The sequence below is a fragment of the Couchioplanes azureus genome, assembly GCF_014648355.1.
Taxonomy (GTDB): domain Bacteria; phylum Actinomycetota; class Actinomycetes; order Mycobacteriales; family Micromonosporaceae; genus Actinoplanes; species Actinoplanes azureus.
The window spans coordinates 410,119-426,685 of record NZ_BMQY01000004.1 but is presented as its reverse complement, the minus strand read 5'-3'; the positions used below and the strand labels follow the sequence as shown (position 1 = coordinate 426,685).

The 16,567-nt window shown below is 74.3% G+C and carries 15 protein-coding genes; 6 read left to right on the top strand and 9 right to left on the bottom strand.

Annotation, left to right across the window (positions count from 1 at the left end):
- Genes paaC through paaE form a run of 3 tightly spaced genes read left to right on the top strand, consistent with a single transcriptional unit; the run spans nucleotide 1 to nucleotide 2,490 of the window.
- Nucleotides 1-921 (top strand): 1,2-phenylacetyl-CoA epoxidase subunit PaaC, encoded by a 921-nt coding sequence (gene paaC / locus IEY99_RS17085; protein ID WP_189204308.1) that lies wholly within the window; start codon nucleotides 1-3, stop codon nucleotides 919-921.
- Nucleotides 922-938: 17 nt separating this feature from the next.
- Nucleotides 939-1,430, top strand: a complete 492-nt coding sequence (gene paaD, locus IEY99_RS17080; RefSeq protein WP_189204843.1) for a 1,2-phenylacetyl-CoA epoxidase subunit PaaD — start codon at nucleotides 939-941, stop codon at nucleotides 1,428-1,430.
- A gap of 1 nt (nucleotide 1,431) precedes the next feature.
- Nucleotides 1,432-2,490 (top strand): 1,2-phenylacetyl-CoA epoxidase subunit PaaE, encoded by a 1,059-nt coding sequence (gene paaE / locus IEY99_RS17075; protein ID WP_189204306.1) that lies wholly within the window; start codon nucleotides 1,432-1,434, stop codon nucleotides 2,488-2,490.
- Between the two features lie 229 nt (nucleotides 2,491-2,719).
- Here paaE and IEY99_RS17070 read toward each other — a convergent pair whose 3' ends face one another.
- The 5 genes from IEY99_RS17070 to IEY99_RS17050 form a co-directional block, all read right to left on the bottom strand.
- A complete protein-coding gene (locus IEY99_RS17070; protein ID WP_189204304.1) occupies nucleotides 2,720-3,322 on the bottom strand; it encodes a class I SAM-dependent methyltransferase in 603 nt (200 codons plus the stop codon).
- A 157-nt stretch (nucleotides 3,323-3,479) separates the two neighbouring features.
- Entirely contained in the window at nucleotides 3,480-5,174 is a 1,695-nt protein-coding gene (locus tag IEY99_RS34285; RefSeq protein WP_229798823.1) for a hypothetical protein, read from the bottom strand.
- A 532-nt stretch (nucleotides 5,175-5,706) separates the two neighbouring features.
- Entirely contained in the window at nucleotides 5,707-6,660 is a 954-nt protein-coding gene (locus tag IEY99_RS17060) for an Acg family FMN-binding oxidoreductase (RefSeq protein WP_189204302.1), read from the bottom strand.
- On the bottom strand, nucleotides 6,657-7,640 hold the full coding sequence (locus IEY99_RS17055; RefSeq protein ID WP_189204300.1) for an Acg family FMN-binding oxidoreductase: 984 nt from the start codon (nucleotides 7,638-7,640) through the stop codon (nucleotides 6,657-6,659). Before IEY99_RS17055 ends, IEY99_RS17060 begins: the two co-directional genes overlap by 4 nt.
- 247 nt (nucleotides 7,641-7,887) lie before the next feature.
- The gene (locus IEY99_RS17050; protein WP_189204298.1) at nucleotides 7,888-9,543 is read right to left on the bottom strand and encodes a GAF domain-containing sensor histidine kinase; all 1,656 of its coding nucleotides are present in this window, start codon (nucleotides 9,541-9,543) and stop codon (nucleotides 7,888-7,890) included.
- Nucleotides 9,544-9,628: 85 nt separating this feature from the next.
- Here IEY99_RS17050 and IEY99_RS17045 point away from each other — a divergent pair, with 85 nt between their 5' ends.
- Both IEY99_RS17045 and IEY99_RS17040 read left to right on the top strand, forming a co-directional pair.
- Nucleotides 9,629-10,270 carry a response regulator gene (locus IEY99_RS17045; RefSeq protein WP_189204296.1) on the top strand — a complete coding sequence of 214 codons (642 nt, stop codon included), beginning with the start codon at nucleotides 9,629-9,631 and terminating at the stop codon, nucleotides 10,268-10,270.
- A gap of 32 nt (nucleotides 10,271-10,302) precedes the next feature.
- Complete coding sequence (locus IEY99_RS17040; protein ID WP_189204294.1) at nucleotides 10,303-11,283, top strand: TIGR03885 family FMN-dependent LLM class oxidoreductase; 981 nt, start codon at nucleotides 10,303-10,305, stop codon at nucleotides 11,281-11,283.
- Here the strand turns inward: IEY99_RS17040 and IEY99_RS17035 are convergent.
- Genes IEY99_RS17035 through IEY99_RS17025 form a run of 3 tightly spaced genes read right to left on the bottom strand, consistent with a single transcriptional unit; the run spans nucleotide 11,256 to nucleotide 13,431 of the window.
- On the bottom strand, nucleotides 11,256-11,921 hold the full coding sequence (locus IEY99_RS17035) for a lysophospholipid acyltransferase family protein (protein WP_189204292.1): 666 nt from the start codon (nucleotides 11,919-11,921) through the stop codon (nucleotides 11,256-11,258). The genes IEY99_RS17040 and IEY99_RS17035 overlap by 28 nt on opposite strands.
- Nucleotides 11,921-12,466 (bottom strand): TetR/AcrR family transcriptional regulator, encoded by a 546-nt coding sequence (locus IEY99_RS17030; protein ID WP_189204291.1) that lies wholly within the window; start codon nucleotides 12,464-12,466, stop codon nucleotides 11,921-11,923. The genes IEY99_RS17035 and IEY99_RS17030 overlap by 1 nt, the downstream gene beginning before the upstream one ends.
- Before the next feature lie 50 nt (nucleotides 12,467-12,516).
- The gene (locus IEY99_RS17025; protein ID WP_229798821.1) at nucleotides 12,517-13,431 is read right to left on the bottom strand and encodes a GNAT family N-acetyltransferase; all 915 of its coding nucleotides are present in this window, start codon (nucleotides 13,429-13,431) and stop codon (nucleotides 12,517-12,519) included.
- 122 nt (nucleotides 13,432-13,553) lie between these two features.
- Here IEY99_RS17025 and IEY99_RS35095 point away from each other — a divergent pair, with 122 nt between their 5' ends.
- Nucleotides 13,554-14,999, top strand: coding sequence for an aminotransferase class I/II-fold pyridoxal phosphate-dependent enzyme (locus IEY99_RS35095; RefSeq protein WP_189204287.1), 1,446 nt, complete (start codon nucleotides 13,554-13,556; stop codon nucleotides 14,997-14,999).
- A 6-nt stretch (nucleotides 15,000-15,005) separates the two neighbouring features.
- Here the strand turns inward: IEY99_RS35095 and IEY99_RS17015 are convergent, their stop codons facing one another.
- On the bottom strand, nucleotides 15,006-16,493 hold the full coding sequence (locus IEY99_RS17015; protein ID WP_189204285.1) for an SDR family NAD(P)-dependent oxidoreductase: 1,488 nt from the start codon (nucleotides 16,491-16,493) through the stop codon (nucleotides 15,006-15,008).
- Between the last annotated feature and the right edge of the window lie 74 nt (nucleotides 16,494-16,567).

The window sequence follows — 16,567 nt, the reverse complement described above, 5'->3', positions numbered from 1 at the left end:
ATGTCCTTCGACGCCGCCTACGAGGCGCTGACCGACCACGACGACGATGCGCGGTGGGCGTACGGCACCGGATTCACCGATCCGCTCGCCGGGGTCGACACCGCCGTGCCGGCGGGTGTGGACCGGGCCGAGCTGGCGGCGTACTGCCTGATGCTCGGCGACGATGCGCTGATCATGTCGCATCGGCTGCAGCAGTGGGTGACCCGGGCGCCCGAGCTCGAGGACGAGCTCGCGATCGCCAACATCGGCCTCGACCTGCTCGGCCAGGCGCGTCTGCTGCTCTCCCGCGCCGCCGAGGTCGAGGGAGCGGGCCGCGACGAGGACGCCCTCGCCTACCTGCGCGACGAGGCCGACTTCCGCAACGTACGGCTGGCCGAGCGGGCGGACGCGGACTTCGCGCACCTGGTCGCCCGGCTCCTCGCCTTCGCGACCTGGCGCCTCGCGCTGCTCGACCGGCTGACCGCCTCGGCGGACCCGGTCCTCGCCGCGATCGCCGCCAAGGGCGTCAAGGAGGTCACCTACCACCGCGACTATGCGGCCCAGTGGGTGGTCCGCCTGGGCGACGGCACCCCCGTGTCCCACGACCGCATGCAGGCGGCCATGGACGCGGTGACACCGCTGACGGGCGAGCTGTTCGCCCGCCACGAGACCGAGCTGAGCCTGGCGGCGGCGGGCGTCGCCGTGGATCCGACGGCGCTGCGCCCGGAATTCGACGCCGTGTGGGCGCAGGTCCTCGAGGCCGCGACCCTGCGCCCGGCGCCGGCCAGCGGCGCTCCGGCCGCGGACGATGCCTCGGCCTCGGCCGGCGTTTCCTCCGCTCCCGGCGCGGGCGGGCGCCACGGCGTGCACACCGCGGCCATGGCGGAGATCCTCGCCGAGCTGCAGGGGCTGGCCCGGGCGGTGCCCGGAGGTGCCTGGTGACCGGCACGGGTGCGTGCGTGCGGACCGCCGCCGAGGTCGCCGCGCAGGTCGGCGATCCCGAGCTGCCCATGCTCACCCTCGCCGACCTGGGCATCCTGCGTGACGTCCGGGAGACGTCCGACGGGGTGGTCGTCACGATCACGCCCACGTATTCGGGGTGCCCGGCGATGCAGACCATCCGCGACGACCTCACCCGGGCGTTGCGGGAGGCCGGCTTCCCGCGGGTCGAGGTGCGTACCGTGCTGACCCCGGCGTGGACCACCGACTGGATCACCGAGGCCGGCCGCGCCAAGCTGGCCGCCGCCGGGATCTCGCCGCCCGGCCCGGCGCCGCGCCGGGCCGCCGGTCCGGTGCCGCTGACGCTCGGGACGACCCGGCGGTCCATCCCGTGCCCCCGGTGCGGCACCGCGGAGACCGAGGAGATCGCCGCGTTCAGTGCGACCGCGTGCCGGTCACTGCGGCGGTGCCCGGCCTGCCGCGAGCCGTTCGAGCACGTGAAGGAGATCTGACGTGGTGGTCCGCGAGTTTCATCCGTTGCGGGTCGCCGCGGTCGAACGGCTCTGCGACGACGCCGTCGCGGTCACCTTCGACGTGCCCGACGAGCTTGCCGAACGGTACGCGTTCCGGCCCGGGCAGTCGGTGACCGTGCGGCACGGCCGCAACGGATCCGACGAACGCCGCACCTATTCGATCTGCGCGCCCGCCGGAGCCCGGCCGCGGATCGGCGTGCGTGAGGTGCCCGGCGGGGTGGTGTCCTCCTGGCTGGTGCGGGAGGTGCGCGTCGGGGACGAGGTCGAGGTGGCGCCGCCGACCGGAACGTTCACGCCCGACCTCGACGCCGGCGGCCGGCACGTGCTCATCGCGGCCGGCTCCGGCATCACGCCCCTGCTGTCCATCGCCGCGTCCCTGCTCCAGCGGCCGGAAGCCCAGATCAGCATCCTGTACGGCAACCGGCGCGCGGATTCCGTCATGTTCGCCGAGGAGCTCGCCGACCTGAAGGACCTCTACCCGTCGCGGCTGGAGCTGGTGCACCTGCTCTCCCGGGAGGCGCGCGAGGTCGACCTGCTCACCGGGCGGCTCGACGCGGACAAGCTGCGCACGCTGCTGCCGCTCCTGATCGACGTACCGGCCGTGGACCACTGGTGGCTGTGCGGCCCGTTCGGCATGGTCACCGACGCGACCGAGGTGCTCGGCCAGGCCGGTGTGGCACCGGAGCGGATCCACCGCGAGCTGTTCTGGGTGGACGAGGCGCCGCCCGAGCCGCTTCGCACCGAGCGCGAGCCGTCCGGCCCGAGCAGCGACGTCACCGTCGTGCTCGACGGCCGGTCGACGACCGCCAGCATCCCCGAGGGGCAGACCATCCTCGAAGGAGCCCAGCGCTCCCGCCCCGACCTGCCCTTCGCCTGCAAGGGCGGCGTCTGCGGCACCTGCCGCGCCCGGGTGGTGGAGGGCGACGTGCAGATGCGGCGTAACTTCGCGCTGGAACCGGGCGAGGTCGAGGCGGGCTTCGTCCTGACCTGCCAGTCGGTGCCCCGGTCACCCAAGGTCATCGTCGACTTCGACGACTGACACCGCCCCGACGCCGCGCCGGCGATGGCGTAGCGCCGCAGGCTCCCACAGCACCGGTCCCGTTGTGCTGCAGTGTCTGAACCGGAGGAGATGCTGCTGCACCGGGAGCGGATGTGGGCGTGTTCTGCTGCGCTGCTGCGCCGCCCGGTGAACATGGGGGATTCTGCCACCCGGCGATGGTGGACGGTTCACTACCGGCCGCGGGTCGGTGTGCCGGGTGGCGCGGCGCTCAGCTCGGGCGGCGGCCGAGTGCGAAAATCTGGCTTTCCGGCGGGCCGTTCGGCGGGGTGAAGTCGACCGTCTCGATGCTCACGATCTCGAGGCCCGCCTCCCGTACGCGCGCGGCGAGGGCGTCCTGCGGATAGCCGGAGACGGTGACCGGTACGCCCATGAACTCGACGGGGAGGCTGTCGGCGTCCAGGTTGACCATGCCCAGCCCGAGGTAGCCGCCCGGCTCCAGCCAGCCCGCGATGCGCCCCAGCGTCCTCTCGATGTCGGCGCGGCTGAGCATCAGCAGCGAGAAGAACGCGGTCACGGCGCCGAAGGGGCCGAAGTCGTCGGGCAGGTCCCTGACGTCGGCGCGGACGAACTCGGCCGCCGGGACCTGCTCGCGGGCCAGCCGCAGCATTCCCTCGGCGATGTCGACGCCGACGACCCGGTGCCCCGACTCGGTGAAGATCTTGGCGGTGGGCACGCCCGTGCCGCAGCCCAGGTCGAGGATCGCGGCGGTCGCGGGCACCAGGGACTCGATCTTCTCGATGAGCGCGTTCTGGTGGGGGTTGTGGCTGTGCTCGCCCTGGTAGAGCTCGGCGAGCTGGTCGAAGGCCTCCATGGGCGCAACCTACCCGCTGCGCCGAGCGAGATCTATCACCCCCGTGTCCTCATCGGACACGCCGTCCGGCGGAAACCGGCAGGGGGAAGGACCCGTGGAACGGTCCGGGCCGTCGTCGACGACCCGGACCGTTTCGTCCGTGCTCTTCTTCCGGATGTCAGTCCCGGTGCGTCTCCGCGCGGCGCCGCCGGGTGGCGCTCAGCGCCAGCAGTCCGCCGAGGATCAGCACCGCGCCACCGAGGCCGACCGTCATGACGTTCGCGCCGGTGAGGGCGAGCCGGTTGTCGGTGTTCGCCTGGACGTCGCTCGCGATCTCGGTTTCCTCCGTGGCCTCCGGCTCGTCCGGTGCCCCGGTGTCCTCGTCGCCGGAGGCCTCCGCGGCCTGCGTCGACTTGCTCGGCTTCGGGGTGGCGTTGCGGCCCGCCGCGTTCTGCGCCGGGGGCTTCTCCGCTTCGGCCTCTTCCTTGTCCTGCGACGCCGCCGGCTTGGTGGCCGTCTTGGCGGGCTTCGGCGCGGTGGCGGGCTGCTCCTCGCCCTTGCCGTCGTCGTCGCCGGTGCCGGTGCCGGTCTTCGGCGGGATGGTCACGGTCGGTGCCTTCGGCGGCGTGGTACCGGCGTCGGTCTTCGGCGTGGCGGGCGTCGTCGGGCTGCCGGGAGCGGCCGTGCCGCCACCGTTCTGCCCGTCACCCTGGCCTGCACCGTCACCCTGGTCGCCACCGTTGTCGCCCTGCCCGGCGCCGTCACCCTGGTCGCCGCCGTTGTCGTCCTGCCCAGCACCGTCGCCCTGGCCGTCGCCGTCGCCCTGACCGTCGCCCTGGTCGCCACCGTTGTCGGCCGGGGGAGCCGGCTGATCCTGGCCACCGTCGCCGCCCTGGTCGCCGCCGTTGTCGTCGCCAGCGCCGTTGTCGTCGCCAGCGCCGTTGTCGCCGCCGCCGTTGTCGTTGCCGCCGTTGTCGTTGCCGCCGTCGCCCTCGACGGTGAGGCGGACCGCGTCGATCGCCGGGGTCTGGTTGGCGCGCTGCATCATCGGTACGCGGTGCGAGCCGTCACCGGCCCACGAGGCGCACTGCGCGATACCCGCCTGCGGCATGCCCGGGACCTGGATCGTCACCGTGTCCGGCTGCGCGCCGCCCTGCTTGTCCTCGGTCGCCACGAAGAACGCCGGCACCGGCGACGGGTCGACCGCCGCGGAGGTGCTCTCCAGCATCCGGCATGCGGTGTGGAAGTGGCCGCGGACCAGCCCCTCTGCGGTGAGTACGGAGCTTTCCACGTAGTAGCCGCCCTGACCGGCCGCCAGGAAGCGGTCGCGGACCAGGTTGCGGGTGCTCACCTTGAGGGTGAACGGCTGGCCGACGCGGACCCGCTCCGGGAACTCGGTGATCAGCAGTGTCGGGTTCTTCGCCGCTTCGCCGACCTCGCCGAACTCGGTCGACACGCAGCGGTCGCCCTTCTGGAAGCCGTCGTGCGGCTGCAGCTGGCTGTCCGCGCAGGTGTCGGTGGTGATCTCGAGGTTGTTGACCGTCTTCTTGACGGTGTTGCCGTCCTTGCACTCCGCGGCCGGCACCGGCGCCTGGGCCTGCTCGCCCTTGGCGAGCTGGCCGTCGCCCTTGTGCTGGACGTCGCCGTCCTTGTCCGTGTAGGTGCCGACCCGGGGGTCGGTCGCCGCCTTCGTGCCCGTGGGCGCCGGCTGTCCGGCGGCGGGTGTGCACGCCGCGAGCCGGGTCTCGCCCGCGTTCGAGATCTGGGTGATGCCGATGACACCACCGAACGCGACGAGGACCGCCACGGCGGCGATGACACGACGGTCGGGGCCCCGGCGGGTAGCGGCCCGGCGGTAAGACGACCTTCGCATGGGTGATACCTCTTCTGTAGTCTCGCGCTCATCGTCAGCGACCATTCACAGATCGACCGACGCCGTTTCCGGCCCCCTTCTGAGCTGGCTACCAGACGGTAAGAGTCCGAGGTCGCGAAAGCCATTGGCCGCCATATTCTTCAGGCATTCTTATGGCCGAATTAAGGAAGAAATATGTGAGGATCCCCGATCCGGAGAGCATCCTCCGAACGGATGATGCCCGGGGGTTCAACGCCGGCCCGGAAATTTTCCGCAAGCGGGAAGATCGGCTTCGCACCGAGGGCACGGCAACCACGCGCAGAGCTAGGCGCGGCGGTGCACGAGAGAGGACACGGCGGGTACGACAAGGACACGCACGCGCAAAGTACGAACCCGCGGCAGCGTAGTAGCAAGCGCGCGGCGGCGTAAGGGGCAAGAGGCCGCGGGCGCGGAGAACGGGGGCGCCGCGGCGTAGGAGGGGAGAGGCCGCGGAGGGAGAGAAGGGGGGCGCGGCGGCGCAGGGAGGGGGACGCAGCCGCACACCAAAGGCGGGTCAGGGGTTCGGCCCGAGAACCTCGTCCACCGGCCGCCGCGGCGCCGGGTGGCCGGCCTGGCCGTACCCGATGCGCAGCGCCATCTGCGGCATGCCGGAGCGGCCCAGCGACCGCCGCACCTGCTCGCGCGCGGCCGGCACCTCGATCGGCTGGGAGATCAGCGACGTCGCCAGGCCGGCGTCGGTCGCCGTCAGCAGCACCCGTTGCAGCGCCTGCCCCGCGGCGACCTGGTCCACCGGGCGGTCCGTGGCCGTGCCGAGGACCGCGAGCAGCGGCTCCGGCTCGAAGTCCCGGCCGGCCGCCCGGCGGTGCTCGGAGTACGCCCGCTGCGGCAGCAGGTCCTGGGGTTCGACGGCCGGCGCGCCCGCCGAGACCGGGACGCCGTCGCTCGCCGCGTCCGCGTGGGCCCAGGCGAAGAACTCCGCCTGGTACGCCGGGTCGCGGCGCAGCACCCGGTCGGCGCCGCGGGCGATCTCGCCGAAGGCGTTCAGCGCGGCGCCACCCACGAGCAGGTCGAGCCACGCTCCCTCGGCGCGCGCCGCCTCGATCAGCCGTACCCGGATCTCCGAGGGCACGGGGTCGGGCCAGAACGGGCGGCGGTTGCTGAAGCGGCGGGCGATCGCGGCCGCGAGATCCGTCTCGGCGTAGGTCGCCGGGCGTGGCCGTCCCGGCGTGAGCCGGGCGACGAGGTCGCCGTGCGGGCGCAGCAGCACGTCGGCGGGGCGCCCGGCGGCGGCCAGCGCGAGCCGGGCGTTGCAGGTCGCCGCGCCGCAGGCGAGCCGGACCGCCCAGCCGCTCACGTCGGCGACGCTGAGCTGCCGGGAACGGTCCGCGAGGACCTCGACGGCGCCGTCGCGCAGCCGGAAGCGCCACGGCTGCGAGTTGTGCAGCGAGGGGGCGCGGATCCCCGCCTCGGCGGCGAGGCGCAGGTCGGCGTCGGTGTACCCGGTCATGGCCGGGCCTCGATCTCGATCACGCCGGCCGGGTCGCGGCGGGGCGCGGCGGGCAGCGGCTCGGCCGTCTCCGGGTAGCCCAGGCGTACGGCCACGTAGGGTTCGCCGACGTCGGCGAGCAGGCCGCGGAGCAGGTGCCGGGGCCACTCGACCTCGACCACGTCGCTCAGCGGGTCGGTCGCGAGGCCGTCCGCGGTGGCGGCCAGCAGCAGCGCCGACAGCGCCTCGCCGCCGCGCAGCAGGTCGCCCGGCAGGTCGGTGAGGCCGAAGAGGATCACGTACGCGGCGCCCGCGTCGAACCCGGCACCGGCCTCGAGCCCGGCCTCGCCGTCCGGCACGAAGTCACGGACCGGCACGCGGCGCAGCGCCGGCCGCACCGCGGTCGCGGGCGGCACCCCGTCCCCGGCCGCGGCCGGCCGGTTCGTCCAGCGGGCGAGTTCCCGCCGGTACTCCGGGTCGAGCCGCTCGGCCTCGCCGGCCAGGTCGGCGGAGATCGCCAGCATCGGCATCTGGTCGCGGCGCACCGCGTGCAGGTACGCGCCCTCCGCCTCGACCGCCCGGCGCAGGGCGGTGATCTGGCCGTCGGTGACCGGACGGTCGCCGTACGCCCGGCGGTCGGTGCGTCGCCGCGGCACGGCCGCGACCAGCCGCGCCGCCGCGGAATCCCCGGGCCGCTCGCCGGTGAAGGTGATCCGGGCCAGCAGGTCCGGCTCGGCCGGCTCGGGCAGCCGTTCGACCGCGGCGTGGTGCCCGGCCGCGGCGAGGGCGACGCGGGCGTGGTACAGCGCCGCACCGCAACTGAGCAGCAGCAGGCGGCCGTCCGGGTCGGTGACCGGCAGGGCGCGGGACCGGTCGGCGTGCAGGGTCATCGTGTCGCCGCTGATCCGCCAGCGCCACGGCTGGGTGTTGAAGACGGACGGGGCGTGCAGCGACGTGCGGGCCGCGGCAGCCAGGGCCTCGGACGGGGTGGTCTCACTCACCCCACCACCGTCGCGTGCGGCCGCCGCCGCGGTCAGGGCCGAAGGTCCCGACCTCGGGCCCCCAACGGCACCGCCTCGCGGAGACGGTCGAGGTGCCGGGCTCCAGCCCCGGGCCCCACCGGCACCCGCACCCGGCGGAGACGGTCGAGGTGCCGGCCTCCAGCCCCGGGCCCCACCGGCACCCGCACCCGGCGGAGACGGGCGGACGGCCACGTCCGGGCCCGGGAAGAGGCGCCGGGTTGTTGCCTCAGGCTCCCAGCGGCACCCGCCAGGTCAGCACCGTGCCGCCGGCGGGGGCCGCCGCAACGGCGCAGTCGCCGCCCAGGTCGCGGGCGCGCTCGCCCATGTTGACCAGGCCGCCCCGGGCGGCCGCCGGGTCGGTGCCGACGCCGTCGTCCTCGACACGGATCGTGACCTCGCCTCCGGCGGTGCGGACCGACACGCGTACGGCGGAGGCCCGGGCGTGCCGCGCGACGTTGGACAGCGCCTCGCGGAGCACGGCGAGCAGCTCGGGCACCACGTCGTCGGGGACCGCGCTGTCGACCGGCCCGGACACGTCGAGGACGGGCCGGAAGCCGAGGGCGCCGGCGGCCGCCTCGACCGCGTCGCGCAGCTCGGTGCGCAGCGAGGCGCCGGCCGGCGCGCGCAGCTCGAAGATCGACCGGCGGATGTCGCGGATGGTGGCGTCGAGGTCGTCGACGGCCGCGTTGACGCGCGCGGTGGCCTCGGAGCCGAGCGGGTGCGCCGCGACGCCCTGCAGGTGCATGCCGGTGGCGAAGAGCCGCTGGATGACGACGTCGTGCAGATCCCGCGCGATCCGTTCCCGGTCCTCCAGGACCACCAGCAGCTCGCGTTGCTCCTGGGCGCGGGCGCGCTCCAGGGCCAGCGCGGCCTGCCCGGCGAAGCTGGCGAGCAGGGCCGCGTCGTCGTCGCCGCCGAAGGAGGCACCGGCGACGATCAGCACGCCCTGCGGCAGGTCGGCGCCGGCCAGCGGCGCGGCCAGCGCGGGGCCGTCGGGCACCGGCACCGGCCAGTCCGCGACGTCCCGCAGCGTCGTGCCCTCCACGGCCAGCGCGTCGACGTCGACGCCGAGCGTGCGGCCGACCATGCCGTCCGCGCCGTCGGCGACCTCGATGGTGTGCCGGGCGCCGTCCGGGCCGGCCAGCAGGACCAGCACCAGCTCGGCCTCGGCGATCTCGCGGGCGCGGCGGGCGATGAGCTGCAGGGCCTCCTTGCGGCGGACGGTGCCGAGCAGCACGGAGGTGATCTCGCCGGCGGCGGCCAGCCAGCGCTCCCGGCGCCGCGCGAGGGCGAACAGCCGGGCGTTGTCGATGGCGACGCCGGCGGCGGCCGCGAGGGCGACGACCAGCTCCTCGTCGTCGTCGGTGAACTCGGTGCCGCCCTGCTTCTCGGCGAGGTAGAGGTTGCCGAAGACCTGGTCGCGGGTGCGCACCGGCACGCCCAGGAAGCTGTGCATCGGCGGGTGGTGCGGCGGGAAGCCGTACGAGCGGGGATGCCGGGTGATGTCCGACAGCCGTACCGGATGGGGGTGGCTGATGAGCACGCCCAGGACGCCCCGGCCGTGCGGCAGGTCGCCGATCTTCGCCCGGCCGGCCGGGTCGATGCCGTGGGTGATGAAGTCGGACAGCCGGCGGCGGTCCGGGCCGAGCACGCCCAGGGCCCCGTAGCGGGCGCCGGCCAGGGCGCACGCCGACTCGACGATGCGCTGCAGGGTGCTGCGCAGGTCGAGGTCGGTGCTGATGCCGACGACCGCGTCGAGCAGGGCGCGCAGGCGTTCGCGGCTCGTGACGACCTCGCCGACCCGGTCGAGCATCTCCTGCAGCAGCTCGTCCAGGCGTACCCGGCTCAGCGGGGTCAGCCCGAGCGAGGGCGGCTCGTTCATGCGCCGATGCTATCGCCGAGCCGGCGCGGCGACACGGGACCTTGGACCCTTGGGTGCACCCCCGGGATCGGGGTAGTAAGGAGGCATGATCCGTGTCTTCCTGCTCGACGACCACGAGGTGGTCCGCCGGGGCCTCGCCGACCTGCTGCACGCCGCCGGCGACATCGAGGTGGTCGGGGAGTCGGGGTCGGCGCCGGAGGCGGCCCGCCGGATCCCCGCGCTGCGGCCCGACGTCGCCGTCCTGGACGCCCGCCTGCCCGACGGCAGCGGCATCGACGTGTGCCGCGACGTGCGGGCGGTGGACTCGTCGATCAAGGGGCTGATCCTCACCTCGTACGAGGACGACGAGGCGCTGTTCGCCGCGATCATGGCGGGCGCGTCGGGCTACGTGCTCAAGCAGATCCGCGGCACCGACCTCGTGGACGCCGTCCGGCGGGTCGCGGCCGGTCAGTCGCTGCTGGACCCGGCCGTGACGCAGCGCGTGCTGGAGCGCATCCGGCACGGCGTGGAACAGCCGCGCGAGCTCGCGTCGCTCACCGACCAGGAGCGCCGGATCCTGGAGTACGTCGCGGAGGGGCTCACCAACCGCGAGATCGCCGGCAAGATGTTCCTCGCCGAGAAGACCATCAAGAACTACGTGTCGAGTCTGCTCGCCAAGCTGGGCCTGGAGCGCCGCACCCAGGCGGCGGTGCTGGCCACCCGGCTGCTCGGCGAGCACCCACGTTAGGACCGGGGGTCTGCCGGGGTAGGTAGGCGGCCATGACGGACTATGGCATCCACTGTTCCCACGAGCAGATTCCGCCGGCCGAGCTGCTCGCCGCGGTCGTCGCCGCGGAGCGGGCCGGCTTCGACGCCGCGATGTGTTCCGACCACTTCTCGCCGTGGAGCGAGCGGCAGGGTCAGTCCGCCTTCGCCTGGTCGTGGCTCGGCGCCGCGATGCAGGCCACCAACCTGTCCTTCGGCGTGGTGAACGCGCCCGGCCAGCGCTACCACCCGGCGATCGTCGCCCAGGCGGTCGCCACCCTCGGGGCGATGTTCCCCGGCCGGTTCTGGGCGGCGCTGGGCTCGGGGGAGTACAGCAACGAGCACATCACCGGCGGGCCGTGGCCGCGCAAGGAGGTCCGCAACGCCCGGCTGCGGGAGTGCGTCGGGGTCATCCGGGACCTGCTCGACGGCGCCGAGGTCAGCCACGACGGGTTGGTCACCGTCGACCGGGCCCGGCTGTGGACGCGGCCCGAGACCCCGCCGCCGCTGATCGGGGCGGCGGTCAGCACGGAGACCGCCGCCTGGTGCGCCGAGTGGGCCGACGGGCTCGTCACCGTGAACGCGCCCGAGGAGCATCTGCGCGCCATGATCGCGGCGTACCGCGGCGCCGGCGGGCGCGGTCCCGTGTGCCTGCAGGTGCACCTCAGCTGGGCGCCGACCGAGGCCGAGGCCGAGGCGATCGCGTACGAGCAGTGGCGCAGCAACGTCTTCCCGCCGCCGGTCTGCTGGGACCTCGAGCTGGCCGAGCACTTCGACGTGGTCTCCGAGCGGGTCCCGCTCGCGCAGGTGCGTGAGGTCGTCAACATCTCCGCGGACCTGGACCGCCACGTCCAGTGGCTGCGCGACTATGCCGCGCTGGGGTTCGAGCGCATCTATCTGCACCACGTGGGGCAGGACCTGACCGGGTTCGTGGAGACGTTCGGCGCCAAGGTCCTGCCCGCGCTGCGTCAGGACGTACCGGAGAAGGCGTTGTAGTCGCCGGCCCGCTCCTGGCCGGACAGCGCCGCGATGGCGTCCATGACGCGGTCCGTCGCCTCGCGGCGGGCCCGTGCGGCGCTGCCCGCCGGCGGGCCGAAACGCAGCGGCTCGCCGAAGCGGACGGTCACCCGGCCGGGGCGCGGCAGTGGGGCGCCGACGGGCTGCACCCGGTCGGTGCCGAGCACCGCGACCGGTACGACCGGCGCGCCCGAGGCGAGCGCCAGCCACGCCACGCCGGTGCGCCCGCGGTAGAGCCGTCCGTCGCGGGACCTGCTGCCCTCCGGGTGGATGCCGAACGCGTGCCCGTCCTGCAGGACGCCCAGGGCGATCTGCAGCGCCTCCTGCGCCGCGCGGTGCGCACCGCGGGGCACGGCGACGGCGCCGACGGCGGTCATCGTGGTGCGGGTCAGCCATCCCCGCGGCCCCGGCCCGGTGAAGTACTCCTGCTTGGCCAGGAACGCCACCGGGCGCGGCGCCACCAGGGGGATGAGGAAGCTGTCCAGGAAGGACAGGTGATTGGCGGCCAGGATCACGGCGCCGTTGCGGGGGACGTGCTCGCGGCCCTCGACCCGGGGCCGGAAGGCGGCGTGCGCCAGCGGGACGAACATGGTCCGGGCCAGGCGGGGCAGCAGCATCAGTGCTCCAGGTACGCGTCGACGGCGGTGCACAGCAGGGTGTCGGCGTCGGCGTCGCCGACCACCTCGAGGCTGCCCCAGGCCCGGAGCTGGGCGATGCCGTGCAGGTTGGCCCAGAACGCGGCCGCGACGGTGGCGGCGTCGGCGCGACCGGGACCGAACAGGCTCACCAGCAGGGCGAACAGCGGCCGGCTGGTGCCGCGCAGGTCCTCGGTGTTTCCGCGCAGCAGCTCATGGCGGAACATCAGCTCGAACATGCCGCGCTCGTCGCGGGCGAAGCCCAGGTAGAGCCGGCCGAGGGCGAGCAGGTCGGCCCGCGGCTCACCGAGCGGCACGAGCGCGGTCAGGCGGGCGGACAGCCGCTCGTAGCCGACCCGCGCGACGGCGGCGATCAGATCGCGGTGGGTGGGGAACCAGCGCCGCGGCGCGCCGTGGGAGACCCCGGCCCGCCGGGCGACCTCGCGCAGCGACAGCGCGCCCGTGCCTCGCTCGGCGACCAGCTCGACGCCGGCCGCGACCAGCCGGGCGCGCAGGTCATCAGACATAGACAGTGTCTACCAGCCGGGGGTAGACACTGTCTACTGCGGCCGTGCGCCTAGAGGTCGAGCTGGTAGACCACCGACCGGTGGGTGGGCTCGTAGCCGAGGCTGTCGTTGACCCGGCGCATCGCCACGTTGCCCTCCGCGGTGTCGGTGAGCAGCCCCTCGATCCCCGGGTGGGCGTCGCGGACGTGCAGCACCGCGGCCGCCTTCATCCACCGGGCCAGGCCCCGCCCGCGATGCCCGGGCAGCACCCCGGTGCCGTAGTGCTGGGCGTCGCCGGTGCCGTCGCCCGGCACCACCAGCTCGGTGAAGCCCACGATGGCGCCGTCGGGCTCGTGCATCGCCGCGACGGTGCAGAGGATGTCGCCGCGCTCGGTCACGGCGGCGGCGATGGCGCGTACCCGGTCGACGTCCCACTCCTCGGCCGCGACGTCCGCCTCGGCCGTCGGCATGTCGTCCATCGCCCGCCGGGAGGCGGCGAACGTCGGTGCCAGGTCACCGGCGACCGTGCCCTCCCAGCTGTGCAGCCGGTAGCCGGGATGCGGCTCACCGGCGAGCGCGGCCAGCCGCGGGTCCCCCGCCCGGGACATCGGCAGCCGCGAGAACGTCAGGTTGAGCACCGGGCGGAATCCGCGGGCGACCAGAAACGGACCGTCGCCGCTGACCGGCCCGCCGGCCACCGGAGCGCCGGTCACCGGCCCGGCGGTGACCGGCGCGGTGATCAGAGTGCGGCGCCCGAGCTTGCGGGCCGCCTCCACCGCCGCGTCGAGCAGCGCGCTGCCGGTGCCGCGCCGCCGCTCCGCCGGGTGCACCTGCACCTCGACCTCGGCGCGGTGCTGCGCGCCGGCGGCGGTCGGCACCCGCAGGTACGCGATGCCGAGCGGATGCCCGCCCTCGCCGGTGGCCACCCAGGCGAGCCGGTACGACGACGGTCCGGCCTCGGGCTCACGCCACGCGCTGATCTGCACCCCGCCATTATCCAACGGCCCCGCCCCGCCTCGCCGCCGATGCCCGATCGGGGGCCACCGGCGCCGTGCGTGCCGCGACGGGGGCGAGATTGACATTGCAGGTCGCCGGGTACGCAAGCGCCATGGATCAAGAGACGACTCCCGTCCTCGACGCCATCGAGCGGTACCGGCGCGACGACCACTACACCTTCGCCCTGCCCGGGCACCGGCTCGGCCGCGGCATCGACGACCGCACCGCGGCGGTGCTCGGCCGCGACGCCTTCGAGGCCGACGTGATCATGGCCAAGGAGGCGGCCTCCGACGCCGAGGCGCTGCTCGCCGAGGCGGTCGGCGCCCGCCAGGCCGTCTTCACCACCTGTGGGTCGAGCATCTCCATCCACACGGCGATGCTGACCGTGACCGGGCCGGGCAAGAAGATCCTGGTCGACCGCAACGTGCACAAGTCGGTGGTCGCGTCGCTGATCCTGGCCGGCGCCGAGCCCGTGTGGCTGCGCCCGCGCTGGGACGCCGAGAACCAGATCGCCCATCCGGCGAGCGCCGACGACGTGGCCGCGGCGCTGCGCGAGCACCGCGACCTCAGCGCCGCCCTGATGATCACGCCGACCGAGTACGGCACCGGGGCCGACGTCGAGGGCATCGCGGACCTCTGCCACCGGTACGGCATCCCGCTGCTGGTCGACGAGGCCTGGGGCGCCCACTTCCCGTTCCACCCCGCGATGCCCACCGCGGCGATCAAGGCCGGCGCCGACCTCGTGGTGCAGAGCCTGCACAAGGCCGACGGCGGGCTGTGCCAGGCGTCGGTGATCCTGGTCGGCGGCCACCTCGTCGACCCGGTCGACCTGCGGCTGCGCCTCGACCTGATCACGACGACCAGCCCGTCGGCGCTGCTCTACGGCTCCATCGACGGCTTCCGGCGCCGCATGGTCCAGGAAGGCCGGGAGCTGCTGGAGGCGGCGATCAAGCGGACGAACGACCTCCGGAAGCACCTCGCCGGGGTGCCGCGGCTGCAGGTCATCGACGAGTCCATCATCGGGCACGACAGCGTGGCCGAGTGGGACCCGATGAAGCTCTGCGTCGACGTCTCCGGCCTGGGTCTGACCGGCTACCAGGCCCGGGACTGGCTGGAGGAGCGGCACCGGCTGACCGCCCAGCTGGGCGACTCCCGCCGCCTGATCTTCTCGCTCACCTACTCCGACGACGACGCCGCCTTCGAGCGCCTGCGCGGTGCCCTCGACGACCTCGCGGAGAACCCCCCGCAGCCGGACCGGTCGGCGCCGCGAATCCCGCCGCTGCAGGAGCTCGACCTCGAACAGGCGATGAACCCCCGCGACGCCTACTTCGCCGAGACCGAGCAGGTGAGCGACCCCGTGGGGCGGATCGCGGCCGAGATGATCAGCCCGTACCCGCCGGGGGTGCCGGCGATCCTGCCCGGCGAGCGGTTCGACGACGCGGTGGTCACCTACCTGCGCAGCGGGCTCGAGGCCGGGATGATCCTGCCGGACGCGTCCGACCCGAAGCTGGAGACGTTCCGCGTGGTCACCCGCGAGGCCGAGCGCCCGCTGCGCTGAGCGCCGTCACCAGGCGACGGGTGCGTAGTCCTTGAGGAAGCAGCCGTACACGTCCTCGCCCCGCTCGCCGCGCACGATCGGGTCGTAGACGCGGGCGGCGCCGTCGACCAGGTCGAGGGGGGCGTGGAAGCCCTCCTCCGCCAGCCGCATCTTGGTCGGGTGCGGGCGCTCGTCGGTGATCCAGCCGGTGTCCACGCTGGTCATCAGGATGCCGTCGGCGAACATGTCCTCCGCGCTCGTGCGGGTGAGCATGTTCAGCGAGGCCTTCGCCATGTTCGTGTGCGGGTGCCCGGCGCCCTTGTAGCCCCGCTGGAAGACGCCCTCCATGGCGGAGACGTTCACGACGTACCGGCGGGGGAAGGGCGAGCGGGTCATCGCCGCCCGCAGGCGGCTGACCAGGATGAACGGCGCCGTGACGTTGCACAGCTGCACCTCGAGCAGCTCCAGGGGCTCGACCTCGTGCACCCGGTCGCTCCAGCTGTTCGTCGGTGCCAGGTCCGGCACCAGGCCGCCGGCGTCGACCGCGGACGCGGCGGCGATCCGCTCGGGGCTGGCCGACCCACCGGTCAGCGCCAGCGCCGTGAGCGCGTGCGGGCTGAACGTGGGCGCCGCGCCGCCGTCCAGCTCACCGCCCGTGAGCGCCTGGGGGTGCAGGGTGGCGGTGTGCCCGCCGAGGTACTCCAGCTCCGGCAGCGTGCCGCCGGGCAGCGGTGCCGACTCCGCGGCCACCAGGGCCGCGTACGAGCCGGGCGAGCGGCGTACGGTCTGGGCCGCGTTGTTGATCAGGATGTCCAGCGGCCCGCGGGCCGCGACCGACTCGGCCAGCGCGACCACCTGGGCGGGGTCACGCAGGTCGATGCCGACGATTCGCAGCCGGTGCAGCCAGTCCGCGCTGTCCGGCATGGCGGCGAACCGGCGCACCGCGTCGTTGGGGAAGCGCGTGGTGATCGTCGTGTGCGCGCCGTCGCGCAGCAGCCGCAGCGCGATGTACATACCGATCTTCGCGCGGCCGCCGGTGAGCAGCGCCCGGCGCCCGGTCAGGTCGGTACGCGCATCGCGGCGGGCGTGGTTCTCCGCGGCGCAGCGCGGGCAGAGCTGGTGGTAGAACGCGTCGACCTGCGTGTAGCGCTGCTTGCAGACGTAGCACCCGCGCGCCTGCTTGAGCACCCCGGCGATGCCGCCGGTGGTCGCGGTGCTGAGCGGAAGACCGGCGGTCTCGTCGTCGATCCGGGTGGGCGCGCCGGTCGCGGTCGCGGCGGTCACGGCCCGGTCGTTGGCGAGTACGGCCTCACGGCGGTCCCGGCGGCGGCGCATCTTCACCGTCTTGAACAGCCCCGCGGTCGCCCGGCGGACGGCGATCGCGTCAGGGTGCTCCGGGTCCAGCGCCTCCGCCTCGGCGATCACGGCGAGACACAGGGCAAGCCGCTCGGGGTCGATCCCGGGCGTCTCGGGGTGGCCGTCCGGCCGGGCGGTCTCGTCAACTGTCGCGGTCATGCTCATCCCGTCGCGGTAGTACCCATGGTCCGCAGGGCACTGTACTTTCCGCGGGGCCCGCACGGCCGCCCGGC